Genomic DNA, 25,820 nt, shown 5'->3' with positions numbered 1-25,820 from the left:
GGCCAGCACCCCGAAGCGGTACGCGTCCGGGAAGGCGTACACCCGCCCCCCGGCGAGCAGGCGGAACGTGGACGGCCGCAGCCGCAGCTGGGGCTCCACGAAGGGCGACAGGATGAGAGTGGGACCCGGTACATCCAGGGGCGGCGTGGCCCACGGGTGGATGGGCCAGGACAGCACCCAGTGGGCCCCGTCTCCCCACTCGCGGCGGAGGTCCGGGATGGCGGGCTCCAGGAAGCACAGCGTGTAGAGACACAGCGTGCGCTTCCAGGACACCAGGGCCGGGGCGTGGGGCTCACGCTCCTCGGCCCGGGCCGGCGGCGCGGCCAGGAAGCACAGCAGGCTCCCGGCCGCGACCGCGTGCTTCACGTCACTTGCCCTGGAAGTTGGCCGGACGCTTGGCCAGGAACGCGGCCATGCCCTCGCGCTGATCCTCCGAACCGAAGAGGACGGCGAAGCCCTGGCGCTCCAGCTCGTTGGCGGCGCGCAGGTCCTGGTCCGCGCCGTACTCCACCACGCGCTTGGCCTGGGCCACCGCGAGCGGGCCGTTCTTCAGAATCTTGGCGGCCACCGCCTTGACGTGCTCCATCAGCTTGTCCGCGGGCACCACGTCCAGCACCAGGCCAATCTCCTTGGCCTTGGCGGCGTCCAGGCGGTCCGCGGTGAAGAGCAGCTCCTTGGCGCGGGCGCGGCCCAGCAGGCGCGTCAGGCGCTGCGTGCCGCCGAAGCCCGGGATGACCCCCAGGGTGACTTCCGGCACGCCCAGCTTGGCCTTCTCCGACGCGTAGATGAGGTCGCACCCCAGGGCCAGCTCCAGGCCGCCGCCCAGCGCGAAGCCGTTCACGGCCGCGATGGTGGGGATGGGCAGGTTCTCCAGGTGCTCGAAGACGCGGTGCCCCAGGGCGGAGAACTCACGCGCCTGCGCGGCGCTGATGGTGGACATCTCCGCGATGTCCGCGCCCGCGACGAAGGCCTTGTCCCCGCCGCCCGTGACGATGAGGGCGCGCGTGTCCTCCTTCAGCGAGTTGAGCGCGTGCTCCATCTCGTGGAACGTGGCGCTGTTGAGCGCGTTGAGCGCCTTGGGGCGATCCACCGTGAGGAGGGCGAGCGCGCCGTCCTTCTCGAACTTGATGTTCTGGTAGTCCATGTGCGTGGTGTCTCCGTAAGGGACTAGTACTTGTAGAAGCCGCGGCCGGACTTCTTGCCGTACCAGCCGGCGTCCACGTACTGACGCAGCAGCGGGCACGGGCGGTACTTGGAGTCACCCAGGCCCTTGTGCAGCACCTCGGCGATGTAGAGCACCGTGTCCAGGCCGATGAAGTCCGCCAGCTGCAGCGGGCCCATGGGCTGGTTGGTGCCCAGCTTCATCGCGGTGTCGATGTCCTCCGCGGTGCCCAGGCCCTCCATCAGCGCGAAGCAGGCCTCGTTCAGCATGGGGATGAGGATGCGGTTGACGATGAAGCCCGGGTAGTCCTTGGAGACCACCGTCGTCTTGCCCATGCGCTCGGCCATGGAGCGGATGGTGTTGTAGGTCTCGTCGCTGGTCGCCGCGCCGCGGATCAGCTCCACCAGCTGCATCACCGGCACCGGGTTCATGAAGTGCATCCCGATGACGGACTCGGGGCGCTTCGTGGCCGCGGCGATGCGGGTGATGGGGATGGACGACGTGTTGGTGGCGAGGATGCCGCCCGGGCGGACCACTTCGTCCAGCTCCAGGAAGATGCGGCGCTTGAGGTCCTCGTTCTCCGTGACGGCCTCGATGGCGACGTCCACGTCCTTGGCTTCACGGGCGCTGGTGAAGGTGGCCAGGTTGGCTTCCGCGGCCTGCTGCTTCGCCGCGTCCAGCTTGCCCTTCTCCACCAGCTTCTTCAGGCCGGCCTTGATGCGGTCCGCGCCCTTGGCGAGTCCGTCCTTGTTGACGTCCACCAGCGACACGCGCAGGCCCGCCTGGAGCGCCACCTGCGCGATGCCCGCGCCCATCTGCCCTGCACCGACGACGACGATGTGTTCCGTTGCCATGGCGTCACTCTCCTGTGCCGGCGGCCATAACGCACGGCCCCAGGAGGGTCAACGCCGGTCAACGACTCGGGGCGGGCAGTCTCAACGGGACGACGATGGCCAGGGCCTCACCCACCATCAGCCGGCCGCGGATGACGTCGCGTTTTTCACGCCCCTCCACCTGGAGGAACAGGAGCGTGCGGAAGGTGCCCTCGGGCAGGTCCAGCTTGAAGGACACCTCCATGGGCGGGCCGTCCGCGAAGAAGCGCTCCTCGCGCTTCACGATGTGCTCCTGCTCATCCAGGACCTGGAGGTCCATGGCGCGCACGTCGCCCCAGTCGTCGCCCTCCAGCCGGTAGATGAGCTGGCGCTCCGGGACGTCCGTGGCCTTCCACAGCCACAGGCCCACCGCCACGATGCCGATGAGCACCAGGCGCTTGATCAGCGGGTGCGTGCGCCAGGTCCGGCGCGGTGCTTCGTCCGCCACGTCCCTACTCCCGCTTCGAGCGCTTGGACGCGGGCCGGCGCGCGTTCACGTCCGTGATGACCACGCGCGCGGTGGGCCCTTCCGCGGCCTTCTTGTGGGCCTTGGGCGGGTGCTCCGGCGCGGGCGCCTCTTCCGCCTTCTCCGACGGCACCAGGCGGATCTGCGCCTTGACCTCCACCGTCATGCCGGAGAGCAGCTTGAGGAATTCGTCACGCAGCTTCTCCGACTGCATGAAGCGGCGCAGTTCCTCCGTGACGACGCGGCTGATGTCGTCCTTGGTCTTCTCCGCCTGGGACAGGAGGAAGCCCAGCGCCTCCTTGGGCAGCTTCAGCTGGCCGGCGAGGGCCCGCAGGCCCTCCTCGCCCATGAAGACCGCGCCCATGCCGGCCACCGCCATGCGCCGCACGAAGTCCGGCACGAAACCGCCCGAGCGGTTCTCGCGGCCGGACTGCTGCCCGTCGTCGTCGTCGAACAGCGGATCAGGCGGAAGGTCGTCGTTGCCGGCCGGGGCCATGCGGTCTCCTCTTTTCCGTTGAGTCCTACCGGGCCTGCATCACCGGCAGGGGCACGCTCTTCATGGACTGCGCGGACACGCGCCCCGCCACGGCACGGGCGACGTCCTGGAAGGCCTTGGCCTCCGGGCTGTCCTTGTGCCCCACCACCACCGGCACGCCGGAGTCTCCCGCCTCGCGCACCTTGAGGTCGAGCGGGATCTCCCCCAGGAATGGGATGCCGAACATCTCCGCCGCCTTGTGGCCGCCGCCGTGGTTGAAGATGGGCGTGCTCTTGTTGCAGTGCGGGCAGATGAACTGGCTCATGTTCTCCACGATGCCCAGCACCGGGATGTGCACCTTGTCGAACATCTGCTTGGCGCGCACCACGTCCGCCAGCGCCACGTCCTGCGGCGTCGTCACCAGCACCGCGCCCGCGGCCCGCACGGACTGCGACAGCGTCAGCGCCACGTCGCCGGTGCCCGGGGGCAGGTCCAGGATGAGGTAGTCCAGCTCACCCCAGTTCACGTCGCGCACCAGCTGCATGAGGGCGCCGTGGAGCATGGGGCCGCGCCAGATGAGCGCCTGATCCGCCTCCACCAGGAAGCCGATGGACATGATCTTCAGGCCGTGGGCGACCAGCGGATCCAGCGTCTTGCCGTTGGGGCTGACCGGGCGCTTGTCCGCGGTGCCCGTCATCAGCGGCACGGAGGGGCCGTAGAAGTCCGCGTCCAGCAGGCCCACCTTGGCGCCGTGCTGCGCGAGCGACGTGGCCAGGTTCACCGCCACCGTGCTCTTGCCCACGCCGCCCTTGCCGGCGCCCACGAGCAGGATGTTCTTCACGCCCGGCAGCAGCGCGCCGCCGGAGCCGCCCGCGACGCCGCGCACCTGGGCGCCCCACTCGATGTCGAAGGACTTCAGGCCTGGGACGGCCTTGAGCGCGGCCTCCGCGTCCGCCTGGATCTTCCCCTTCATGGGACACGCGGGCGTGGTCAGTTCGATCTTCAGCTTCACCGTGTCACCGGTGACGCGCACGTCCTTCACCATCCCGGCCTTCACCAGGTCGACGTGCAGCTCGGGATCGATCACCTTCGACATGGCCGTCATCACATCGGCCTGGGACACGCTCATCGGGACACCTGAAACCTTTTGAAAACGGGCGTTTGCACGCTCGAAGGGGGGCGGAGATTGCCAGCACTCCGGGGGCTGTCAACGTCGTTTAACGCACATCTCCGGAGCCCGCCCGGCCTTCCACCGGCCCCGGAGCGTGCCCGGCTTCTGGCCGTCATTCGATGGCCGCCACCCGGTACTCGCCGTCTTCCAGCACCAGGCGCACCGCGCGCTCGCCGCCCAGGGGGAACAGGGCCTCGCCCGCCGCCACGCGCACATGGGTGTTGAGGGCCAGCCGGGCGCGGCGCAGGCGCTCCTTCGCCAGGGGCTCACGCTCGAAGTCCTCCTTCAGGCGCTCCGGCGTGTAGCGGGCCCTCAGCGGCGAGGCGAGCAGGCCCCACGCGCCCTTCCAGTCCTTGGACTCCACCTCGTCCAGGAACTTCTTCAGCGCCGCCCGGGGCACGTCCGCGGGGCGGGACTCCACCACGCGCCAGTCCTCGCCCTGGCGGGCCAGCGTGACGGACGGGGCCCGGGCCTCCAGGACGCCGGCTCCGGTCCGGACGGCGGCGGCGCGCTCCCTGCGGGCGGCTTCGTCGGAGTACTCGTCCAGGAAGGCCCCCTCGCCCTCCGGGGTGCCGGTCGTCAGGCGGTACGCCTCCGACAGCCGGTTCTCCTCCAGGGCCTTCGCGTACGCCTCCGCGACGGAGGCCGGTTCGCGCGAGGGCGTGGCGCAGGCGGTGCCCAGCAACAGGAGGCTCAGGGGCGCAAGACGGGTCATCACTGGCGCGGCAGGGTAGACGCCGGCCCCGGGCCGGGCAATGACCCGTCGGTGCTCCGGGCTCCGGGCGAGCAGGCGGTGCTCGCAGGCTTCAGCGTTTCAGCAGCCGGAACAGCCAGATGACGATGTCCGCCATGTCGAAGGTGTCCTCCATGTCGAAGGACGGCATGGTGCTCGCGTCCCGGCTCTTGGGCAGGCTGTCCCCCGACACGGCGCCCTTCGGGCGGTGCTCGCCGCAGTAGATGTCTCCGTTGAACGCATGCGCGTGGGGCACGGAGACCTGGATGCCGCACTGGACACAGGCCAGCGGGGAGCGCACGCCCAGGCCTCCCGTGGGCGAGTCCGACGGCGGCAGCGGGGCCGTGGCGCCCGGGGCCTTCCAGGGGTCCGCGCCCCCATCCGTGGCCGGAGCGACCTCCCAGCCCCTGGACACGGGCTGCGCCTTGGGGTGCGTCACGACCGCGTTCTCCAGGGCCTCGAACTTGCCCGCGTCCAGCCAGGTGCCGCCGCAGTGCGTGCACAGGTCCACGTTGCACACGCGCGCGTTGACCAGCGCCAGCCGCGCGCCGCAGCCGGGACAGCCCACGGGCAAGCTGTCGCAGGTGGCGCAGACGGCCATGGCCCGAGGGATGAGGTGCCCGCCCTTGCGGCAGCGGGACGCGGCCTGCTTCGCCGCGTTCAGGAGCGGCTTGAGCGACGGCCGGTCCGGGAAGCGCTCCAGCTCTCCCCGGTCGAAGTACAGGCCGTGGCAGCGCGGACAGACGTCCACCTCCACGTCGGAGGCCTTGACGACGTTCATGGGCTGACTGGGGCAGACCGGACAGGAGCGGGCCATGCCGCGCATGCTAAGGGGCAGTGACCCTCCGTGAAAACCTGGCGTCCGCACTTCTCACCGACGGCGCTGGAGGCTCCACGCCGTGGGGCAGAAGGCATACGTGGCCGGGTGCGCCGCGCCCATCAGCAGCTTGAGCAGGGACAGCCTCGCGCGGGCGCCGCCGTAGCGCACCAGCTCGAAGTCGTCCGACGGGACGCGCGCCTCCTCCAGCGCGTGGCGGCAGACCTCCTCGAAGCCGCCGATGCGGTCCACCAGCCCCGCGTCCTTCGCGCGCAGCCCGGAGTAGACGCGTCCCTCCGCGCGCTGGTGGATCTCCTCCTTCGTCCGGCCGCGCGCCTGGGCCACCAGCTCCAGGAAGGACTGGTAGCTCTCCTCCACCTCGCGCTCCAGCGCGGCGCGCTCGTGTTGCGTGAAGCCTCGCGACGAGGAGAAGAACGCGGCGTTCTCCCCCCGGGCCAGCGTGGTGCGCACGATGCCCAGCTTCTCCAGCAGCTCGCCGTACTCGAACTTGCCCACGAACACGCCGATGGAGCCCACGACGGCGTGGGGCGCGGACCAGATCTCCTTCGCGCCGATGGCCGCCATGTAGCCGCCGCTCGCGCAGATGGAATCCACGTACGCGATGACGGGCTTCTGCTTCGCCACGCGCTTCACGGCTTCCAGTATCTGCTCGGACGCGAGCGCGGATCCGCCGGGGCTCGCCACCGCCAGCACCACCGCCTTCGCGCGCGAGTCCCTGCCCGCCTTGCGCAGCGCCTTCACCACCGTGTCCGCCGCCGCGAACCGGCCCGCGCCGCCGCTGCCCGGGATGATGATGCCCGCCACGTCCACCACCGCCAGCCGGGGCTTGCGGCGCAGCCGGCGCCACTTCACCGGCGGGAACGCGAGCGTCGCCAGGTACGCGTCATATGTGGGCACCGGCGGCTCCTCGTCCTTCTTCGCCTCCAGGCCCAGGTGCGCGCCCAGGTCCGCCTCGTGGACCAGCCCGTCCACCAGCCCCGCCTCCAGCGCCCGCTTCGCGCTGTAGGGGCCCGCGTCGATGATGGCCCGCGCCTCCGCCGGAGTCTTGGCCCGGTCGCGGGAGATGGCGTCCACCAGGACGGCGTAGCGTTCGTCCAGGAAGGTCTCCAGCGTCTGGCGCTGGATGTCGGACACCTTGCCGTCCGTGAAGAGCTCCGGCGCCGTCTTGTAGTCGCCGCGCCGCGCGAAGTGCGCGTGGATGCCCACGCGGCCAAAGGCCTCGCCCAGCACCGTGGCCTCCGCCGCGAAGCCCACCAGCTCCACGCGGCCCATGGGGGCGAGCAGCACCTCGTCCGCCGTGCCCATCACGGGGTAGCCGTCCGTGTCCACCATCACCGCCCAGGCCACCACCCGCTTGCCGGCGGCCTGGAAGTCCGACAGCAGGGCGCGCAGGGCTTCACGCTTCGCGTCCGGAATGGACAGGCCCTCCAGCTCCAGGAGGATGCCCTCCAGCTTCGGATCCGCCGCCAGCACCTTGAGTGCGCGCGCCAACGCTTCCAGTGACGTCACGGTGGCGGGCTCCGGCGCGGCGCCGCCAAGACGGAAACGTTGCGCGGGGCGTGGGCGGTACGGGAGCTCGCCCGCGAGCCGGAAGCGGACCCAGCCAGGTCTTTTGCGCGCCGCCATCAGACGAAAGGGCAGGCCCAGGAGCAGCCGCAGCCCCAGGAGGAGGTTCGCCACGAGGAGGAAGGGAAGGCGGAGCATGCCGCGCGCGTAACGCCCCGCGCCGGGCGAAGCAACCCCTGTTCACCCGCGCCGGGAGGCTCTGTTAGGCTCAAGGCCCATGCCCTCCCCCTCCCTCCCCCGGCTCGTTCTCGTCCTCACCCTCGTGTGGGGCGGTGCTGTCCTGGCGCAACCCCAGCGCCGGCAGCCTCAGGAGTTCCAGGAACGCAAGGAGTTGACCCAGGCAGAGAAGGACGCCGCCAAGGCGCGCGCCATGGGCAACAACCTCAACGGCTACGGCAAGGACGTGCAGATCAAGGAGACGCCCATCCCCTGGATGGCCATCGGCCTCGTGGGCATCGTCTTCCTCGTCGCCACGCCCTTCGCCATCCGCGCCTACCGCGGCACCGTGAAGGAGATGGCGGACGTGAACACCTTCGGCGCCCGCGGCAACGCCACCGAGGACGAGGCCTGATCAGCCTCGCGTAGGACTCACGCCGGACGGACCTCCACGCTTCCGCCCGGCTCCACCTGGATGTGCACCGGCAGGAAGCGCCGCAGCACCTCCGCCTGGACCGTCAGCTCGCTGGTGACGCGAGCCGCGGTGAAGCGCGTGGTGCCCGGCGTCACCGCCCCCAGCCGCCCCGACGCCAGCAGCGCCGCCGGCAGCAGCAGCTGCTCCGCCAGGTGTTCGTCGAGCGCCCCACCCGTCTCCATGAAGCGGGTCAGTGCCTCCGCCGCCTCGCGCCCCACCCCTTCGGCGTCCAGGCCTCGCTCGCCCAGCGACGTGAAGCCCGCCACGGTGTGCTCGAACTGCGCCAGCACGAACGTCGCGGAGCCCTGGGAGCGCGTCACCGGCAGCGGCCGGTTGTCCGCCTCCGCGAGGATGCCCCGCTCGCGCAGCGCGGCCACCGCGGCGCGGGACTGACGCTCCGCCACCGCGAAGGGCAGCCCGCCCACGAAGGACATCACCCGCACCTCGCGCAGCACGCCCCGCGCGGGCAGCTCCACGAGCTCCGGCGGCTCCACCGGCGCGCCCACCTCCGCGGTGAACTCGCCCGCGCCCTCCGGCAGGAAGCCCGCGTGGGTGAGCGTCAGCTGCACCGGCAGCCCGTACGCGCGCGCCACCGGCAGCCACGCGCCCACGAGCGCATGGAAGCTGGGCCCGCCCCTCAGGTGCGTGGCGCCCCTCAGCGTGAGCCGCCCGCCGCCCGCGAGCGCCAGCGGATACACCAGGCACTGGAAGAGCCGGGGCGTGCTGCCGGACGCGCCGGCCTCCAGCAGGTAGTCGCCCGCGCGCACCGGGCCGGGGGTGAAGGCCATCTCGGTGCCGCCCACGGCGCCCTCGCTGGTGCCTCCGCATAGCGCCTCCGCGGCGCGCACATAGGCCAGGTGCTGGGGGCGCAGGCCCGCCGGCTCCGGGTGCTCGTGCAGGCCGGTGAGCTGGAAGGGACGGCCGGTGATGAGCGACAGGGACAGCGCCGAGCGAAGGACGTGACCGCCCCCCTCCCCCAGACTCCCGTCGAGCAGCACCCGCCCGGCGTCGGGCCGGTCGTGACCGGTCATGTCCCTCCCGTCATGGCGTGGCGTGGCTTGTCCTGGGCGCGCAGCCTAGCAGACCGCGCGCAAGGGCACGGGTGAACTACTCGTCCAAACCCGGCAGGACGTTCACCTTCAACGCACTGGGCTGCGCCGCCGAGTGGTGCAGCCGGTGCATCGCGCGCACGAAGTCCGTGGGCTTCGCTTCGTAGATGCTGGGCACGAAGGTCTGCGGGTTGCGGTCGATGAACGGGAACCAGCTGGACTGCACCTGCACCATCAGCCGGTGGCCGCGCTGGAAGGTGTGGAACACGTCGTTGATGACGAAGCGCACCTTCGTGACTTCATTGGGCGTGAAGGGCTTGGGCTGCGAATAGCTGTCCCGGAAGCGGCCGCGGAACGGCTCGCCGCGCACCAGCGTCTGCTGCGAGCCCCGGTTGCGCTCACCGGCCTGCTCCTGCTCCTTCGTGAAGCCGGGCACCTTGCCGGGGTTCACGTCCACCAGCTTCACCACCCAGTCCGCGTCGCTGCCCGTCGTGGAGACCCACAGCTCCGCCTCCAGCGGGCCCGCCAGCGTGAGGTCCTTTTCCAGCGGCTCCGTCTGGTAGACGAGCACGTCCGGCCGGCGCGCGGCGAAGCGCTGATCCTCCGTCATGTACGTCCTGGACCAGCCGGGGCTGAGGTCCGTCGTGTACGGCACGGGCTTCGCGGGGTCGCTCACGTATTCGTCGAAGGACGGCGCCGCGGCCTTGGGGGCCTGGAAGCCCAGCGCGCCCTGGGGCTGGAAGAACAGGCGCGTCTCCTTCGTGCCCTTGGGCGGCCATGCGTCCAGCTGGCGCCAGCGGTTGGCGCCGCCCTCGAAGACGAACGCCTCCGGCACGGCCGCGTCCGGGCCGCCCTTGAGGTGCTGCTTGAAGAAGGCCAGCACCAGGTCCTGGAACGCGGCGGCCGTGGGGAAGCCGAAGTCCGCGTCCCCCAGCGACGTGCCGTCCGAGCGCATCCAGCCGCCGTGCGGCCACGGCCCCATCACCAGCGTGTTGGCGATGCCGGGGTTCTGCTTCTCGATGGCGGCGTACGTGCGCAGCGGGCCGTAGAGGTCTTCCGTGTCGTACCAGCCGCCCACCACCATCACCGCGGCCTTGATGTTCTTCAGGTGCGGCAACAGGTTCCGCGCCTGCCAGAAGGCGTCGTAGTTGGGGTGCGCGACGATGTCCTTCCAGAACGCGATGTCGCCCTTGAAGTGCTTCGCGTCCGCGTTGGCCACCGGACCCAGGTCCAGGAAGAACTGGTAGGCGTCCGGGGTGCCGAAGTCGTAGGGCTTCCACTCCACGTCGTCCGTGGGCGCGGGGCGCGGCTTGCCGAAGGTGGAGAAGAAGCTGAAGGCCAGCTGCAGGTTCAGGGCGCCATGCCGGTGCATGTCGTCCCAGAACCAGTCCGCGATGGGCGCCTGCGGCGACACGGCCTTGAGCGCGGGGTGCGAGTCGATGGCGCCCGCGGACGAGTAGTAGCCCGGATAGGACACGCCCCACATGCCCACCTTGCCGTTGTTGTGGGGCACGCGCTTCACCAGCCAGTCGATGGTGTCGTACGTGTCGCTGCTCTCATCCACGTCCTTGCCGCGCTTGTTGCCCTGGTGCGGGCGGACGTTGACGAACTCGCCTTCGGACAGGTAGCGGCCGCGCACGTCCTGGAAGGCGAAGATGAAGCCCTCCTTCTCGAAGCTGGGCAGGGCCAGGGTCTTGGGATAGCGGCCGGCACCATACGGGCCCACCGAGTACGGCGTGCGCGTCAGCAGCACGGGGTAGCGCTTCTGGGGGCCTGCGTCGTTGGGCACGTAGAACGTCGTGAAGAGCTTCACGCCGTCGCGCATGGGGATGCGCACCTCGTACTTCGTGAAGTGCGAGCGGACGTACGCGGCGCGTTCATCCTCCGGGCTCGCGGGCGGCTTGGGCGGCGCGGCGGGGGCCTGCGCGAGGGCGCTGCCGGACAGGGAGAACAGCGCGAGCGCGGCCACGAGGCCATGGCGGTGGAAGGTCATGCTCCCCTCCTCCTTGCGGAAAAAATGCGGGGGAAATTCGGAAGGAAATGCATCTTGGGCGATGGCGCGGGGGCAAGGAAGCTGGAACGCCCGCCGCATCGCGCCGCGCTCGGAGCGTGCAAGGTTTGCACGCGCTCCTCGCGTGCGTGACACGGCAACCGTTGCAGGGACGGCAAGGCTTGCACGCCTCGCACAAAACAGACGTCCGCTGTGAATTTCACGCGCCCCGCCCGTTCCTTGGACATGGGGGACGCGATGGCGCGCCCCACGGATTCGCAAGGCCAGTGGGAGATGGACAGATGAAGGCGAACAGCAAGACGGTGACGCGGTGGTGCCTGGCGGTGGGGATGCTGACGGCCCTGGGCGCGGAGGCGGATCCGCCTCCCATCAACAGCGCGCAGGGCACGCAGCTGCACGGCTCCGAGCGCTTCGAGACGGTGAACATCCCGCTGGACTCCTTCGAGCCCGCCTCTTCTCCCGCGGGGTTCACGTGCACGAAGAGCGCGTTGATGATGGGTGGGCGGCTGGTGGGCATCCAGTCCTGCTCGGGCGCCAATCCTCCGGTGTGGTTCATGGAGGGCGCGGACCTGGTGGGCGCGACCTTCCGCGCGCCCTTCGAGGGGCGCTCCGTGAAGCTCACCATCGAGGAGGCCCGCTGCCACGAGAGCATCACGGGGCCCGCGGTCGCGTGCACGACGCAGAACCTGGCGGACGGCAAGGCGTTCTGGGAGTACCGCGTGACGGCGGCCACGGAGGACGCCCTGTCCCAGCCGCTGTGTCCCACGGGCAGCGGCTTCGCGCTCGCGGCGCCGCATGCCTGGTCCGCGGGTGGCGAGCTGCTCCCGAACCGCGAGCACTTCACCTTCGCCTGCGCGGCGAAGAACGAGGGCACCGCGAACCTGCCGTTCTTCGTGGGCGGCGGCGTCGTCGCGAAGTGCATCGACTGGGGCTATCCGCCCTGGGCCACGACGTTCCCGCAGGACGTGGCGATGGACTACCACCAGCTGTGCACGCGCATGGCCACGGCGGACTACTGCGGCGAGGGCCGCAGCAACACGCTGGACGGGACGCCCCTGAAGTTCATGGGGCCCAAGGACGCCGTCCTGCTGAACGCGGGGGGCCTGCCGCCCACGCTGGAGGGCTACTCCCTGGAGGCCGTGTGGAAGGTGGATGACTGCGGTGATGTGCGGCCGCTGTGCCTGGGCAAGAAGCGCTGGGACACGCTGCCCCTGGAGGCCACGTGCGTGAACCGCAAGCTCCTGCTGGCCCCGCGTGCGACGCGGCCGTGCGAGTGGATGAACCTGTCCAGCCAGGCGACCTCGACGCTGCTCGTGTCCTACTCGCTCTTCATCGACCAGTCGCTGGTGACGTTCAAGGACGCCAACAACAACTACCTGACGACCACCGCGGTGACGGTGGATACGCAGACCCTCGAAGGTGGCAAGGACGTGACGGGGATCCACCTGGACCTGGACGCGAACGGGGTGGCGGACGCGACGCCGTTCACCGCGCAGCGCAAGGAGGGGCCCATCCTCTCCCCGAAGCTGCCCGCCAACATCCGTGCGCGCATGAGCAACTTCATCAAGCCGCTGTACCGGTGCGTGGACGGCAACGGGCGCTACCTGCTCACGGACAGGTCGACGTGTGACGGCGTGGCCGGCTTCTTCCTCAAGGTCATCAACGGCGACAAGGGCATCGAGGGCTTCGTGTACAGCTCCGTGGACGTCACCAGCACGGGCCAGCGCCGGCCGCTGAAGCTGTGGCGGTCCAAGCTGACGGTGGGCGTCTACGCGACGTCCACGCAGGCCCCGCCCGGGTTCATCTTCGTCCGGGACCTGGGCTACCTGCCCGCGGTGGGGCAGCTGCCGGGGCGCGACCTGTAGTCAGGGCACGGACGCGCACACGCGCATCCCGATGAAGGGGAAGCGTGTGCGCGGCTCGCCGTCGCCGTGGTTGTAGGCGCGGGCGGTGAGCGCGTCCTGGTAGAAGGACCCGCCTCCGTACGCGGGCTTGCCGCTCGTGGCCGTGGCCAGCCACTCCCAGACGTTGCCGGACAGGTCCGCCACGCCGAAGGGGCTGTCGGACGCGGGATGCGAGCCCACCGCGTCCGGCCCGAAGGCGCGCGACTTGCGGCCGTAGGTCGCATCGAAGTTGGCGTCATCCGGCGCGAGCACCGGGCCGTGCGGATAATCGCGGCCGTCCGCTCCACGGGCGGCGCGTTCCCATTCGCGTTCGGTGCACAGGCGCGCGCGAGGCACGCGGCCGGTGGCATCCAGCCAGGCGACGTGCGCGCGAGCGTCCTCCCAGGAGATGCCGGACACGGGGAAGCGGCGCCAGTCCTGCTCCGCGCGCAGGGTCCGGTCCTGGTAGCGCAGCGGCTCCCCTTCCCTCGCCTGGTACGCGACGCCTTCGTGCTCCAGGTGGAAGGTCCAGGTGCCGTCCCGGGCCGGCCGCAGCTCGATGGTTCCGAAGTAGTTGGTGCCTCGGGGCCTGCGCACGGCGCGCTCGGAGGCGGGCAGTTCTCGCAGCCAGGTCAGCCAGTCCGCGTACGTGACTTCGTGTCTGGCGATGAAGAAGGCGCCGGTGGTGAGCCGGTGCATCGGGCGGGTGCGGATGACGGTGCGGCGGATGCTCTCGTCGTCGCCGCTGCCGTAGAGGAAGCGGCCCGGGGGCACGTAGACGAAGCCTTCCGGGACGTGCTCGGGGATGGTGACCTTCGCCTGGAAGGTCTCTCCGCGCGTGAGCATCACCGGGTAGCGGACGGGCGGCCGGCCCGGGAGCGAGAACGTCAGGCGGTGCGAGCCGGGCTCCAGCGTGAGGCCGGAGGTCATGGGCGTCGTGTCGAAGGGCCTGGGTTCGGACCAGCGCGGCGGGCCGCTGGGTTGGGGCTCGAAGGTCTCGACCTGGATGGCGGCGCCCGGCGGTTCGCTGTCCAGCTCCATGCGGATGGGAGTGGTCAGCTTCCGGCTCGTGGTGGCGCTGACATCCAGTTCATCGAGGTGCTGGGTCAGGGCCTTCTGTGCATTGGCGTCGCGGTCGCGCTCCGCGATGAGGATGCGCTGGAGGAGGACGTCGGCGACGCGTTGGTCCAGGGCCTTGTTCGCGCCCCGGCCCACGCGCTTCTGCGCGGCTTCGAGCAGGTCGCTGGCGTCCCGGAACTGGCGGGCCTGCTTCGCGCCCAGGTCCAGGGCCTGGGCCCACAGGGGCTCTGCTTCGGCGGAGCGGTCGGTGTCGAACCGGGTGAAGGCCTCCGCGCGCAGGGCTTCGATGCGGTCATCGAGGGCGCGCGCGTCGTTGATGAGGGTCGCGGCGGAGGCCATGGCTTGCTCCGCGTCGATGCGCCCGGCGCGTTCGTTCCACCCGTTGCCTCCCAGGAGGATGGCCACCGCGAGCCCCGGGAGCGCGAGCACCCGGGTGACTCGGAGCCACCGGGGGCGCGGAGGCGTGATGGCCTGGCGTGAGGTGATGGACTCCAGCGCTTCGCGCAGCGCGTCCGCGGATTCGAAGCGCGCGAACGGATCATGCGCGAGACAGCGCGCGAGGATGGCCGCGAAGGTGGCGTCGACACCGGGCACGGCGGCGTCCAGCGGTTCGAAGGTCCGGGGGCGGAGTGGCGCCTCCGCGAGCGGCCCGGGTGTGGGGCCTCCGCACAGTTCGTAGAGGAGCACGCCCAGGGAGAAGAGATCGCTGCGGACCGTGGCCGGTTCACCCCGCCAGACTTCAGGGGCCATGTAGAGCGGCGTCCCGATGCGGCCCGTGGCCAGCAGGTCCTGGGGACCGAGGAGCCGTTCCGGAGGAAGTGGAGTGGACGTCGCGGTCCGCTGCGCGATGGCTGCCTCGGAGCGATCCGTGCTCGTGGGAGGCCTCGGCACGTCGATGGTCGCCGTGCGTCGCGGATCCACCGTTGCATCACCCACCACGGGCACGGCACGCGGTGCTTCGTGCGCGGGGACGACGGGCGCCGTCGCCATGTCGAGCAGCTTCGCCACGCCGAAGTCGAGCAGCTTCACCTGCCCGTCCTCCGTCAGCAGCGCGTTCGCGGGCTTCAGGTCCCGGTGCAGCACGCCCTGGCGGTGCGCCGCCGCGAGCCCCTTCGCCAGCCCGATGCCAATCTCCAGCACGCGCGTCCACGGCACCGGCCGGGCCAGCTTGTCCAGGCTGTCGCCTCGCAGGAACTCGGAGACGAGATATGGCCGGCCCTTCACCTCACCCACGCGGTGGATGCCCACCACGTTCGGGTGCTGCACCCGGGCAATCGCGCGTGCCTCCGTGCGGAAGCGCTCGCGCTGCACCTCATCCGGCGCGACGCCGGCGATGAACTTCACCGCCACCAGCCGGTCCAGCACCGTGTCGTGCGCCAGGTACACCTCGCCCATCGCGCCGCGCCCCAGCGGCTGCACCAGACGGTACTCCCCGAACGTCGCGGGCGGCTGCCACGTTGGAAGCGGCTCGTTCCTCATTCATCCGCCGGGCCGCGGCCTCGCGAGGGCACGATGCGGTGCTGCTTCAGCTTGAACGCGAACGTGCGCAGCGGCATCCCGATGAGCTGCGCCGCCCGCGTCTGCACCCCGCCCGTCGCCTCCAGCGCCTCCATCATCCGCTGGCGCTCCAGCGTCCGCAGCTCCTCCGCCAGGTTCTGGAACGTCCTCGGCGTCTCCGTCCGCGGCTCGGCCTCCGGCTCCGGCTCCGCCGCGCGCAGGGACTCCGGCAGGTGCGACGGCTCCACCACCGGCCCGGGCGACGTGGCCACTGCGTACTCCACCGTGTTCTTCAGCTCGCGCACGTTGCCCGGCCACGCGTGCGCGCCCAGCACCTCCATGGTCGCGGCGGACAGGTGCAGCGGCGGACGGCCTGCCCTCGCGCACGCGTCCTCCAGGAACGCCCGCGCCAGCAGCGGCAGCTCGCGAGGCCTGTCCCTCAGCGGAGGCAGCATCACCACCGCCGCGGACAGGCGGAAGAACAGGTCCTGCCGGAAGCGTCCCGCCTTCACCTCGTCCGCCAGCACCCGGTGCGTGGCCGCCACCACGCGCAGGTCCACCGGCCGCTCGCGCGAATCACCCAGCCTTGTAATCACCTGCTGATCCAACGCGCGCAGCAGCTTGGCCTGGATGGGCAGCGACAGCTCCGCCACTTCATCCAGGAACAGCGTCCCGCCGCTCGCGCGCTCCAGCAGGCCCGCCCTTGCCCGGTCCGCGCCGGAGAACGCGCCCCGCTCGTGGCCGAACAGCTCCGCCTCCACCAGGCTCTCCGGCAGCGCCGCGCAGTTGAGCGGCACGAAGGGCTGCGCCGAGCGCGGCGACCAGTGATGCACCGCCCACGCCGCGTTCTCCTTGCCCGCGCCCGTCTCGCCGTGGATGAGCACCGGCAGGGGGCTCGCCGCCAGCCGGCGCAGCAGCTCGAACAGCCGCGTCAGCGCCGCGTCCGCCACCACCACGGACCGCTCGCCCAGCGCCAGCCGGTACATGGACGGCCCGCTGACCCGCGTCCCTCCTGCCTCCGCCGCCAGCGCAGCCGCCTTCGCCGCGCCCAGCAGCGCGTCCGTCTGCATCCCGTCCCCCGGAGCGGACGCCAGCCCTCCGCGCACCCGCCCGGCCAGCGGCGAGAGCACCGACACCAGGGACGCCGCCGCGGCCTCCGCCTCTTCACCGGCCAGGTCCGGCATCAGCACCATCAGCGTGCCGCCCACCTGCCCCACCCCGTCCATCAACCGCAGCGCGCCATGGAGCGCCCGCACCAGCTCCACCTGCGGCACCCGCGCGGACTCCACCTCCAGCGCCAGCACGCTCACCGCCAGGCCGGAGCCGCGCACGCGGTCCAGCTCCTCGGAGAGCCGGGCCCGCAGCCCTTCGGCCTCCAGCGCCCGCCGCTCCGGCAGGGGCCGCTCGCCCCGGTGGAACACCAGCGTCACGTTGCCCAGCGTCACCACGTCGCCGCCGTCCAGGGGCCGCGTGCCCTGCACCCGCTCGCCGTTGACGCGCACGCCGTTGTGGCTGCCCAGGTCCGCGATGAACGCCTCGCCCTCCGCCACGCCCACCCGCGCGTGCTGGCGGCTCACCGACGCGTCCTCCACCAGGACGTCCGCCCCCGCCGCGCGGCCAATCACCACCGACCCCTCCCGGGGCAGCGGCACCAGCGTGGAGGTGTTCCCCTGCACCAGCAGCAGGTACAGCCGATCCGCAGGGGCGGCGTGGCCGGGCCCCCTGCGGGAGTCCTCGGTGTCCATCAGTTCGCGTGACTGCATTCCCTGAAAGAATGCCCAGGCCGTTGAATTCCGGGCAACCCGGTAGTCCCGATTGATTTGCGGGTCAGGCCACGCGCGGTCCATGCTCCCCTGCAAGGAGCGAGGGACTTCCATGGCCAAGACGCTGAAAGAAGGGGACGCGGTTCCGGACGTCACACTGCAGGGGCCGGGCGGCGCGCCGGTGCGGCTGCGCGACCTGCTGGGTGACAAGGCGCTGGTCATCTACTTCTACCCTCGGGACGACTCTCCGGGATGTACGGTCCAGGCCTGCAGCCTGAGGGATCAGTACCAGGACTTCACGGACGCGGGCGCGGACGTGGTGGGCATCAGCACCGACACGCCGGAGTCCCATGAGAAGTTCGTGGCCAAGTACCGCCTCCCCTTCCGGCTCCTCAGCGACCCGGATGGCGCGGCGCGCAAGGCCTTTGGCGTGGGCACCAACTTCCTGGGGCTGTTGCCCGGGCGGGTGACGTTCGTCGCGGACAAGGGGGGCACCATCCGGTACGCGTTCGACTCACAGATCCAGGTGAAGAAGCACGCCGAACATGCGCTGGATGTCGTCCGGTCGCTCACGGGCCAGGGAGCCGCTCCCACCCGTCCGGCCTGACAGACGCGTAAGCCGCGCGTTTCCCGGTAGACTGTTTCCCGACGTCCTGGCCGTGGGAGCCGGGACGTCGCCCCCCTGTCACGAGCAACATCGGGACACATCGGGTGGGCCGGAGGCATGCCATGCGGTTTCACTGGTTGCTGGGACTGTCGTTGTGCGTCGGCGGCTGCGCGAGCCTGACGAAGGACCTCCATTCGGAGGAGGCGGAAGAGGACATCGAGGTCCCCACCGAGGAGACGGTGTACCTGGTGCCGTTGGACGAGGCCCTCTTCACCATGCGGCGCGTCTTCGAGGAGCAGCGCTACGACGTCTTCGACCGCGAGGAGCAGCACGAACTCTACACCTCCGCGCACGAGCCCGGGATGAACCTCCCCGGCAACCGCACCTTCGAGCGCTACTTCGTGAAGGGCGCGGCGGTGGGCCCGCGCCAGTCGGTGGTCCGCGTCTTCCGGCTGCGCTACCGCGAGCAGGACACGAACATCGAGGTGAAGCCCAAGTGGCTCAACGAGCGCATCCAGGACGAGGAGAAGTACCTCGCCCGGAAGACGTTCGAGCGCTTCACGTTCGACGGCGTGCCGGACATGGAGGGCTTCAAGATGGTGCGCGGCACGCGCGACCTGCCGCTGGAGCGCAAGCTGCTGGCGAAGCTGGAGATGGTGCCGTCGCTGGAGCTGGTGGGTGGCAGGACGACCGCGCCGGTGCGCTCGGTGCAGGTGGAGGGCTGGGGGGAGGACACGGCCCAGCCGGCGCCGGTGCGGTGTGGCGAGCCGCTGGAGGGCGTGGAGCCGCTCCTGACGGCCGGGAACACGGTGCTGGTGGGAGATCCGCTGGGCACGCGCGAGCTGCCGGAGGTGGCCACGCGGATGCTGTGCGACGCGGTGGAGAAGAAGCTGGCGGTGGCGCTGGCCTTGTCCATGCCGTCGGAGGACCAGGGGTCGCTGGACGACTACCTGGCCAGCGAGGGCCGCAGCGCGGACCTGGAGCGGCTGCTGGTGGTCAGCTCGTTCTGGCGCCGGGTGTACCAGGACGGCCGCAGCAGCAGCGCCCTGCTCCACCTCATCGAGCAGGCGCGCCGGCTGCGCGCGCAGGGCCACTCGGTCACGGTGCTGGCGTTCGATTCGAACAAGGCCTCGGGCAACGCGCGTGAGGAGGAGATGGCGAAGAACCTCATCGCGTACCGCCAGGCGAACCCGGACACGTGGCTGTTGGCGCTCGCGGGCGACGTGCACGTGCGCACGAAGCCGGTGAGCTGGAACAAGGACTTCGAGCCGCTGGGGTGGCGGTTGACGAAGGCGCTGCCCGCGTCGCCGGTGAAGGCGCTGGAGGTGGGCTTCGCGCGAGGCTCGCAGTTCTCCTGCCGGTTCAACGTCTGGGAGCAGGTGGACTGCAACGTCTTCGCGCTGAGCCCCTCCCCGGATCTGCGTCAGGAGCCGGGCACGCCGCGCAAGGTGGCGATGTTCAGCGCGCCCACCGAGCAGGGCTTCCACGGCCGGCTCTGGGTGGGGGCGCTCAACGCCTCACCGCCGGTCATCCAGCGCGCCGTCCCGCCCGTGGCCCATCAGCAACAGCCGTCACACGACGCCGCGAAGCCCGCGGACGCGGAGCACTGAGACAGGACGCTATGGCGCCAGGGTGAGCTTCGAGACCTTGCCCTGGTCCAGGTGTGTCCTTCGGCTGGGAGGTGGGGTTCGGCAGGCCGAACGTCTGGAGCGAGCCAGACGAGCCGCCCGATGCGAGCGCGGTGAACGAGGTGAACACGACGGCGAGGGCGAGGAACCTGCCAGGTTTTCTCAGGGCATCTCTGAGAGGGACAGGGGGACGACGTCGTCCTCGACCGCGCGGCAATGCCTCGCACCGGTGAAGACCCTCAATCAATAGCAAGGCGATTGATTGCTGCCAGCGCAATTCCAAGCACGCCTTTGAACGCTTTTGCACCTTGCGCTGACACCCGCGGGCGCGATCTCCTCACCCGGAGTGCTAGATTCCCACTCTCACCAAGGGGGCGGGACCATGCGGTGGCATTGGACGCTGGGACTTCTGTGCATGACGGGGTGCGCGAGCGTCTCGCGCGGACTGGACGGGGATCCACTGGACACGGAGCCCATCCCCAAGGTGGAGCGCATCTACCTGGTGCCGCTGGACGAGGCGATGTTGGTCGCGCGCCGGCTGCTGGAAGAGCAGCGCCTGGACATCTTCGAGAACAACACCACGCACGAGCTGTACTCCCAGTCGTGGGAGATCGGTGTGAACATGCGCGGCAACCGCACCTTCGAACGCTACCTGGTGCGCCCCGAAGAGGTGGGGCCGCGCCAGTCCATCGTGCGCATCTACCGGCTCCAGTACCGGGAGGCGGACGACGCCGTCGAAGAGCAGGTGCCCGAGCCGGGCAGCCAGCGGGCCAACGACCACTACTCCAATCACTTCCGCGAGGTGTTCGCCCACGAGAAGTTCGAGGCCGTGCCGCAGATGGAGGGCTTCAAGCTGCGCCGCGGCTTCCGCGACCTGCCCCAGGAGCGCAAGCTGCTGATGCGCCTGGAGATGGTGCCGTCGCTGGAGTTGGTGGGTGGCAAGGCGTCCATCCCGGTGCGCGACGTGAAGGTGACGGGCTGGACGCCGGAGACGCCGGACGTGGCGCCCCGTTGTGGTGACCCCGTGGAGGGTGTGGACGCGCTGATCACGCCAGGCGGCACGGTGCTGGTGGCGGACCCCATGGGCACCCGCGAGCTGCCGGACGCCGCCGCGCGGATGCTCTGCGACGCCACCACGAAGAAGCTGCCGGTGGCGCTGGCCCTGTCCGTGCCGTCGGTGCATCAGGGCGCGCTGGACGAGTACCTGAACAGCGCCGGCGAGGACGCGGACCTGGAGCGGCTGCTGGTGCTGAGCGACTTCTTCCGCCGAGTGGATCAGGACGGCCGCAGCAGCGCGGGCGTCATCCATCTGCTGGAGGCCGCTCGGCGTCTGAGGGCCCAGGGCCATGCCGTGTCGGTGGTGGCGTTCGATTCGAAGGAGGCGGCGGGCAACGCGCGCGAGGCGGAGATGGCGGCGAACCTCACGGCCTTCCGCAAGGAGCACCCGGACGCGTGGATGCTGGTGCTCGCGGGTGACGTGCACGTGCGCACCGGCGGCGTGAACTGGGATTCAAAGTTCGAACCCATGGGCCACCGCCTCGCGGCCGCCCTCCCCGGCTCCCAGGTGCGGGCCCTGGACGTGGGCTTCGCGCGCGGAGCCCACTACGCGTGCCGCTTCAACGTCTGGCAGCAGGTGGACTGCGACGTGCACGGCATCAACCCGGCGGCGGAGGCACGCCAGGAACCGAACACGCCGCGCAAGGTGGCCCTCTTCGACGAGCCGGGCAAGACGGGCTTCCACGGCCGGCTCTACCTGGGCACGCTGAGCCCGTCCCTGCCCGTCCTCCAGCGCAACACGAAGCCCGTGGCCCAGCAGCAGGGCCCGGAGAAGCCCGCGGAGCACTGATCACTCGCCTGGGGTGGGGAATCCTTCGAAGGCTTCCCATCCGCCTGGAGGCGCCTGAACTCCCAGCGCGTCCAGGCATTCGCGGGCCTGGGCATTCCATCCGGGGTTCATGAGGTTCCCGGAGGGAGTTGCCCCCAGAAGCGCTGCGAGCGCATTCACCCTGGGAGCCGCTGCCCGGAAGCGATCCGCATCCGGGCTTCCCCATGCCTTCGCGCAGTAAGCGGACAGTGCCGCCATGCGGGACTGGAGCACCGCCCGCAGTTCCTCCTCGGGGGCCTGGGTGCACCACCACTCGTAGAGGCGAGGCGCGGCCAGGACGGTCAGGAGGTTGAGCGCCTCGACAACCCGGGTTGCTTCATGATCCCACGAATCCTCAGCCACAGATGGATCCCAGCCGAGCACTGAAAGGGGTAGACCGCCCAGCTAGACGAAGCTCTCCATGCCCTTGGGCGTAGTCCGCCGTCCACCGCCGTCTTCTCCGTGTGCGCTCCCGATGCTTCAGGGCGGACAGCGTCCTCCCCAGCAGGGCGCGCCGCGCTTCTCCGACTTCACTTACAGCTTTCACCGTGTTCTCATGGATTGCAGTGACAGTCACTCTCATCCGCAGCCTCGCGAACGCAGTCGTGCTTCTCGCCCTCGTCGGGTGCGGCTCGGCCACTGTCGGCGGGGGCGGCAGTCCGGCGCGCGCGAAGTGGGTCGGGTCGATCGTCAGGACGCCGGACGGCGGGCAGCTTCGCACGACCATCTACTACGGGCCATGGCAGTGCAGCGCCGCGTTCCTGTCCCGGTGCGAGTCGAAGTGCGCAGCGCAAGGCTACCCGCTCATGGGCTGCATGTGGCTGGCCGACATCAAGGGGGACTGGCAGGGGCGCTATCTTTTCATGCCCGCTGAGGCCGGCGGCCGCCTTGCCATCACCCACTGCTGCTGCGACTACCCGAAGGTGTCGGACGGTAAGTGGCGCCGGGACACATGGAAGAACTCTCGCAACGCGTTCCGCGATGAGTGGGGCCGCGAGTTCGGCGGCTGGCCATCGACGGGCGGTGTCAACTGGCAGGGGCACCACATCTTCGACCTGGGGCACGGCGGGGCGCCGGTAGCCCGCGATAATGTTCTGCCGGTGCCCGACGACGTACACGGCGTGCTCAACCGCGAGTATCCCGCCTGCTACGCGCCAGGTGGCCAGTGGCTGAAGCCGGGCCCCGAGCGGCCCTACGTGGATTGACGGTCATGCCCATGGACCCACTCCTGGCCGAAGTCTCCCGGCTCCACTTCCCCAACGCGCCCGCGACGCCCGCGCAGTTGACCGCCTTCGAGGCGCGCGTCGGGTGGGAACTGGACGAGGACCTGCTGGCCTTCTACCTGCACTGCGATGGGTGCACGCTCTTCGCGCCACGCGCCGATGCCCTCTACCGTGTCTTGCCTCTCGCGGAGATCCGCCGCGCCCGCCTGGCCATCCGAGCCAGAGACGAGGACCGGGACGGGGCGCCGTCCGTATTCACGCTGGTGGACATGCAGGACTCCGACTACGTCGTCATGGACAGCATCCAGCGCGAGGCGGGCCGATACCCGCTGTTCGACGCCTTCCATGAGACCTTCCCGGAGGAGATGGAGCGCATCGCATCCAGCTTCGCGGAGTTCCTGGAGCGGGCGCTGCGCAGCGGCAACCGCGCATTCTGGTTGAGCGGCGAGCCACCGGGTCGCTGACACTGAACGCGACAGCGCGGGCCCCGGCCACTCCGGAGCCCGCGCTTGGGATGCTGCGTCCTACGGCACCTTCGCCGTGAGCTGCACGCCGCTCACCACCAGGGCGTAGTCCGCGTCCACGGCCGTCGTCTCCGTGCGCGCGTCCTGGACCAGCTCCTCCGCCAGGACCTCCACCTTCCACGTGCCCGCGGCCGGGTTCGCGAGGAAGACGTTCTCCACGGTGTCGACCTTGTTGGACACGCCTCCGGACGTGGACACGTTGCCCGCCGTCAGGCCGTTGTTGCCCCAGTACACGGTGCCGTTGGGCGCCGTCACCCGCAGGGACAGGTCGTTGATGCGCGCCCGGGCCGCGCCCACCGTGCCCGCCGGATCCGTGTAGACCATCGTCACGTTCAGCTCCGGCTCACCGCTGGCCACCGTGAACGTGTACGTCTTCGTCGCCAGCGGCGTGAGCACGTCCGTCTCGTCCACCACGAACGTCTTCGCGGCGCGGTCGTACAGGCGCTTCAGGTCGGACGTGCCCCAGCCCTGCTTGTTGCGGTCGATGTCCGCGTTGGCGCCGCCCGCCAGCCAGTTGTACTTCGCCGCGCCGTTGATCATCAGCGCCTTGGCCGTCGCCATCTGCGGGCGGCTGGTGAAGACGTCCGCCTTCTTGCCGTGGCCCGCCCACACCCCCTGGTGCCACATCTGGTGCAGCAGGCCGAAGTGGCCCGCCGTCTGCGGCGTCGCGGAGCTGGTGCCGCTGAACTCCGTGTAGGCCGTATCGGACGAGCCGTACGCCCCACGGATGCTGTCGTAGTAGAACGCGAGGTCCGGCTTGATGCGCCCGTCCGCCGCCGGCCCGATGCTCGCGCCCGACGACCAGCGGTCATCCGTGCGCGTCTGCGTGTTGTAGTGCCGGATGCCGCCCACCGAGACGATGTTCTTCGCCCACGCCTGCGGCCGCGAGTTGCGCGTGCCGCTGTTGCTCTGCGACTGCGTGCTCAGGATGGGCGCCTTGAACAGGTAGTCGTCCACCTCCGCGGAGATCGTCGTGTACGACGTCGTCAGCGCGCTGCCCACGCTGGAGGTCTGGAACACCGCGCGGTACGGGCCGCTCGGGTTGATCAGCTCCTGGTTCATCGTCAGGCGGGACTTGGTGCCTCCGAACTGCGTGGCCTCCGAGTACAGGAAGAAGATGCCCTGCCCGCCCGGCAACAGTCCCCGGGCCAGCGGATCCACGCCCTGCGCGAAGTTGTGGCTGTAGCAGGCCGTCCCGTGCAGCGAACCGGACGACGTGCCCGTGCTGTGGATGATGGGCGCGGTGGGCCACTCGCGGTGGGTGGTGCGCAGCTCGGTGTCGAAGATCTCACCGCGCACGCCCTGACCGTTCCACCCCTTGAGCCCCTCGATGTAGTTGGCGCCGCCCGTCTCACGCACGATGTCCATGTCCACCTCGCCGGGGCCACCCCAGCGGTCGATGAACTGCACCTCGTTGGCCCGAGCGAGCGAGGCCAGCTGCTCCTGCGTGAGCGTCGCCTCCACGCGAAGCCCGGCCGGCTCCACCAGGTCCACCTTGCCGCCCAGCCGCTCCACCAGCGCCGTCACGCGGGCCTGCCGCTCCGCGCCGAACTCGCCCAGCATGATGGAGTAGCGCTGGGGCGAAAGCGCCGCCGCCCGCCCGAGCAGCGCGTCCCGCAGCACCGGCTCCAGGCGCCACTCCGGATGGTAGTCCCCCACCCAGCGCACGGCGGGCAGCTGGGCCACGCGAGCCCTCAGCTCCGAGGGCATCTCCACCAGGTACGTGTGATCCGACAGGAAGCGCAGCACCTTGCCGCCCGCGCTCTCAATCGTCGCCCGGTACTCCGGCAGCGGCGTGGCGTGGAACTGCACCAGCGACAGGGTGTTGTCCCGGTCCGCCACCAGCGCGTTGCCCAACAGCGGCGCGGTGCGCGCCAGCGGATCGAACGACACCTCCGCCAGCCGGATGAGGTACTCCTCCTGCTGCACGCGGCCCAGCAGCTCCGTCCCCCCGCGCGTGTACGCGGAGAACGCGCGCTCCGTGCCGTCCGCCTGCTTCTCCCGCCAGACGTGCAGCTGCACGCCGGTGTCCCGCACCACGTCCAGGGTGCGCAGGCCGCTGACCGGCCGCGCCGTCTGGTGGAACACCAGCCCGGACGGGGTCGCCAGGGTGGTGCTCCCCTGGAGCGCCTTGGCCACCGCCGCGCCCGGGGCCTGGGCCTGGGCCCGCGTGGCCGCTGAAGGGGTGCGCTCCGCCGCGAGCGCTCCAGCCGGAACCGCCAGGGTGCAGCCCAGCACCAGCGCCGTCACCGGCCGCCAGCCACCACGAGACGTCGAGAACTGCTTCCGCATGTTCTGCATGTCGTGCACTCCCTTCAAAGTGAGAATAACCTGTAATACGCATTAATGCCGTATTTCAAGTCCTTGCCACCCGATTGCATCAGGGTGTGCTTTTTGCGCTGTGGACGTCCTTTCCCGGGTGGGAACAGGTGGTGCTGGATGGGCGGAAGTCGGCGGAAGCTCTCGGTGCCGACCCCGTGGTCCCGCCGTCCCGGGCGGGGTATGGGACCTCCCATCGATGAGGCCCCTCCCCGCCGCGCGGTGTCCACATGCATGACCTGAACGCGCTGGTCGGCACGCACGACCTGCTGTTCCTCACGCTGGACACGCTCCGCTACGACGTGGCGCGGGAGGAGCTGGAGGCAGGCCGCACCCCCACCCTGGCCGCGCTGCTGCCCGGCGGCCGGTGGGAGGAGCGCCACAGCCCCGCGAGCTTCACCTACGCCGCGCACCAGGCCTTCTTCGCGGGCTTCCTCCCCACCCCCGTCACCCCGGGC

21 protein-coding genes and 2 pseudogenes are annotated in these 25,820 nt (G+C 70.5%); 8 read left to right on the top strand and 15 right to left on the bottom strand.

The annotated features are described in order from the left end of the window. The 9 genes and pseudogenes from D7X55_RS11185 to sppA form a co-directional block, all read right to left on the bottom strand. Nucleotides 1-366: pseudogene (locus tag D7X55_RS11185) on the bottom strand (hypothetical protein); the annotation flags it as partial. Nucleotide 367: 1 nt separating this feature from the next. Next, complete coding sequence (locus D7X55_RS11180) at nucleotides 368-1,144, bottom strand: enoyl-CoA hydratase-related protein (protein ID WP_121723048.1); 777 nt, start codon at nucleotides 1,142-1,144, stop codon at nucleotides 368-370. 23 nt (nucleotides 1,145-1,167) lie between these two features. After that, nucleotides 1,168-2,016 (bottom strand): 3-hydroxyacyl-CoA dehydrogenase family protein, encoded by an 849-nt coding sequence (locus D7X55_RS11175; protein WP_120551466.1) that lies wholly within the window; start codon nucleotides 2,014-2,016, stop codon nucleotides 1,168-1,170. Nucleotides 2,017-2,074: 58 nt separating this feature from the next. Beyond that, nucleotides 2,075-2,482: a hypothetical protein gene (locus D7X55_RS11170; RefSeq protein WP_120551467.1), complete on the bottom strand. Its 408-nt coding sequence runs from the start codon at nucleotides 2,480-2,482 to the stop codon at nucleotides 2,075-2,077. 4 nt (nucleotides 2,483-2,486) lie between these two features. Then, entirely contained in the window at nucleotides 2,487-2,996 is a 510-nt protein-coding gene (locus D7X55_RS11165) for a hypothetical protein (protein ID WP_120551468.1), read from the bottom strand. A 25-nt stretch (nucleotides 2,997-3,021) separates the two neighbouring features. Further along, nucleotides 3,022-4,104, bottom strand: a complete 1,083-nt coding sequence (gene apbC, locus D7X55_RS11160; protein WP_120551469.1) for an iron-sulfur cluster carrier protein ApbC — start codon at nucleotides 4,102-4,104, stop codon at nucleotides 3,022-3,024. Between the two features lie 154 nt (nucleotides 4,105-4,258). Then, nucleotides 4,259-4,861, bottom strand: coding sequence for a hypothetical protein (locus D7X55_RS11155; protein ID WP_199746927.1), 603 nt, complete (start codon nucleotides 4,859-4,861; stop codon nucleotides 4,259-4,261). A 91-nt stretch (nucleotides 4,862-4,952) separates the two neighbouring features. Beyond that, nucleotides 4,953-5,696 (bottom strand): zf-TFIIB domain-containing protein, encoded by a 744-nt coding sequence (locus tag D7X55_RS11150; RefSeq protein ID WP_255425003.1) that lies wholly within the window; start codon nucleotides 5,694-5,696, stop codon nucleotides 4,953-4,955. A 54-nt stretch (nucleotides 5,697-5,750) separates the two neighbouring features. Further along, nucleotides 5,751-7,421 (bottom strand): signal peptide peptidase SppA, encoded by a 1,671-nt coding sequence (gene sppA / locus D7X55_RS11145; protein WP_121723046.1) that lies wholly within the window; start codon nucleotides 7,419-7,421, stop codon nucleotides 5,751-5,753. Nucleotides 7,422-7,500: 79 nt separating this feature from the next. On the opposite strand from sppA, the gene D7X55_RS11140 reads away from it, so the two are divergent. After that, nucleotides 7,501-7,854 carry a hypothetical protein gene (locus D7X55_RS11140; protein ID WP_120551473.1) on the top strand — a complete coding sequence of 118 codons (354 nt, stop codon included), beginning with the start codon at nucleotides 7,501-7,503 and terminating at the stop codon, nucleotides 7,852-7,854. A 17-nt stretch (nucleotides 7,855-7,871) separates the two neighbouring features. On the opposite strand, the gene D7X55_RS11135 is transcribed toward D7X55_RS11140, so the two are convergent. Both D7X55_RS11135 and D7X55_RS11130 read right to left on the bottom strand, forming a co-directional pair. Next, nucleotides 7,872-8,945 (bottom strand): RNA 3'-terminal phosphate cyclase, encoded by a 1,074-nt coding sequence (locus tag D7X55_RS11135; protein WP_120551474.1) that lies wholly within the window; start codon nucleotides 8,943-8,945, stop codon nucleotides 7,872-7,874. 76 nt (nucleotides 8,946-9,021) lie between these two features. Then, the gene (locus D7X55_RS11130) at nucleotides 9,022-10,956 is read right to left on the bottom strand and encodes a CocE/NonD family hydrolase (RefSeq protein ID WP_120551475.1); all 1,935 of its coding nucleotides are present in this window, start codon (nucleotides 10,954-10,956) and stop codon (nucleotides 9,022-9,024) included. A gap of 299 nt (nucleotides 10,957-11,255) precedes the next feature. On the opposite strand from D7X55_RS11130, the gene D7X55_RS11125 reads away from it, so the two are divergent. Then, nucleotides 11,256-12,839: an ADYC domain-containing protein gene (locus D7X55_RS11125; RefSeq protein ID WP_120551476.1), complete on the top strand. Its 1,584-nt coding sequence runs from the start codon at nucleotides 11,256-11,258 to the stop codon at nucleotides 12,837-12,839. On the opposite strand, the gene D7X55_RS11120 is transcribed toward D7X55_RS11125, so the two are convergent. Next, nucleotides 12,840-15,416 (bottom strand): bifunctional serine/threonine-protein kinase/formylglycine-generating enzyme family protein, encoded by a 2,577-nt coding sequence (locus D7X55_RS11120; protein WP_121723045.1) that lies wholly within the window; start codon nucleotides 15,414-15,416, stop codon nucleotides 12,840-12,842. Further along, nucleotides 15,413-17,197: a sigma 54-interacting transcriptional regulator gene (locus D7X55_RS11115; RefSeq protein ID WP_233609786.1), complete on the bottom strand. Its 1,785-nt coding sequence runs from the start codon at nucleotides 17,195-17,197 to the stop codon at nucleotides 15,413-15,415. The genes D7X55_RS11120 and D7X55_RS11115 overlap by 4 nt, the downstream gene beginning before the upstream one ends. 112 nt (nucleotides 17,198-17,309) lie before the next feature. Here D7X55_RS11115 and D7X55_RS11110 point away from each other — a divergent pair, with 112 nt between their 5' ends. From D7X55_RS11110 to D7X55_RS11100, 3 genes are all read left to right on the top strand, one after another. Continuing rightward, nucleotides 17,310-17,804 (top strand): peroxiredoxin, encoded by a 495-nt coding sequence (locus D7X55_RS11110; protein ID WP_120551478.1) that lies wholly within the window; start codon nucleotides 17,310-17,312, stop codon nucleotides 17,802-17,804. A 122-nt stretch (nucleotides 17,805-17,926) separates the two neighbouring features. Next, a complete protein-coding gene (locus tag D7X55_RS11105) occupies nucleotides 17,927-19,414 on the top strand; it encodes a hypothetical protein (RefSeq protein WP_121723044.1) in 1,488 nt (495 codons plus the stop codon). Nucleotides 19,415-19,814: 400 nt separating this feature from the next. Further along, complete coding sequence (locus D7X55_RS11100; RefSeq protein ID WP_121723043.1) at nucleotides 19,815-21,278, top strand: hypothetical protein; 1,464 nt, start codon at nucleotides 19,815-19,817, stop codon at nucleotides 21,276-21,278. On the opposite strand, the gene D7X55_RS42885 is transcribed toward D7X55_RS11100, so the two are convergent. Further along, nucleotides 21,279-21,659: a hypothetical protein gene (locus tag D7X55_RS42885; RefSeq protein ID WP_147470081.1), complete on the bottom strand. Its 381-nt coding sequence runs from the start codon at nucleotides 21,657-21,659 to the stop codon at nucleotides 21,279-21,281. Between the two features lie 242 nt (nucleotides 21,660-21,901). Between D7X55_RS42885 and D7X55_RS11095 the strand changes: the two genes are divergently transcribed. After that, the gene (locus D7X55_RS11095) at nucleotides 21,902-22,501 is read left to right on the top strand and encodes a hypothetical protein (protein WP_233609785.1); all 600 of its coding nucleotides are present in this window, start codon (nucleotides 21,902-21,904) and stop codon (nucleotides 22,499-22,501) included. 5 nt (nucleotides 22,502-22,506) lie between these two features. Continuing rightward, the gene (locus D7X55_RS11090; protein WP_121723049.1) at nucleotides 22,507-22,983 is read left to right on the top strand and encodes an SMI1/KNR4 family protein; all 477 of its coding nucleotides are present in this window, start codon (nucleotides 22,507-22,509) and stop codon (nucleotides 22,981-22,983) included. Nucleotides 22,984-23,043: 60 nt separating this feature from the next. On the opposite strand, the gene D7X55_RS11085 is transcribed toward D7X55_RS11090, so the two are convergent. Then, on the bottom strand, nucleotides 23,044-25,344 hold the full coding sequence (locus D7X55_RS11085) for a S8 family serine peptidase (protein WP_121723041.1): 2,301 nt from the start codon (nucleotides 25,342-25,344) through the stop codon (nucleotides 23,044-23,046). 248 nt (nucleotides 25,345-25,592) lie between these two features. Between D7X55_RS11085 and D7X55_RS11080 the strand changes: the two are divergent. Further along, nucleotides 25,593-25,820, top strand: a pseudogene (locus tag D7X55_RS11080) (metalloenzyme domain-containing protein); the annotation flags it as partial.

The sequence above is a fragment of the Corallococcus sp. AB049A genome (assembly GCF_003668885.1).
GTDB lineage: Bacteria > Myxococcota > Myxococcia > Myxococcales > Myxococcaceae > Corallococcus > Corallococcus interemptor.
This window is presented reverse-complemented; position numbering and strand designations above follow the sequence as displayed.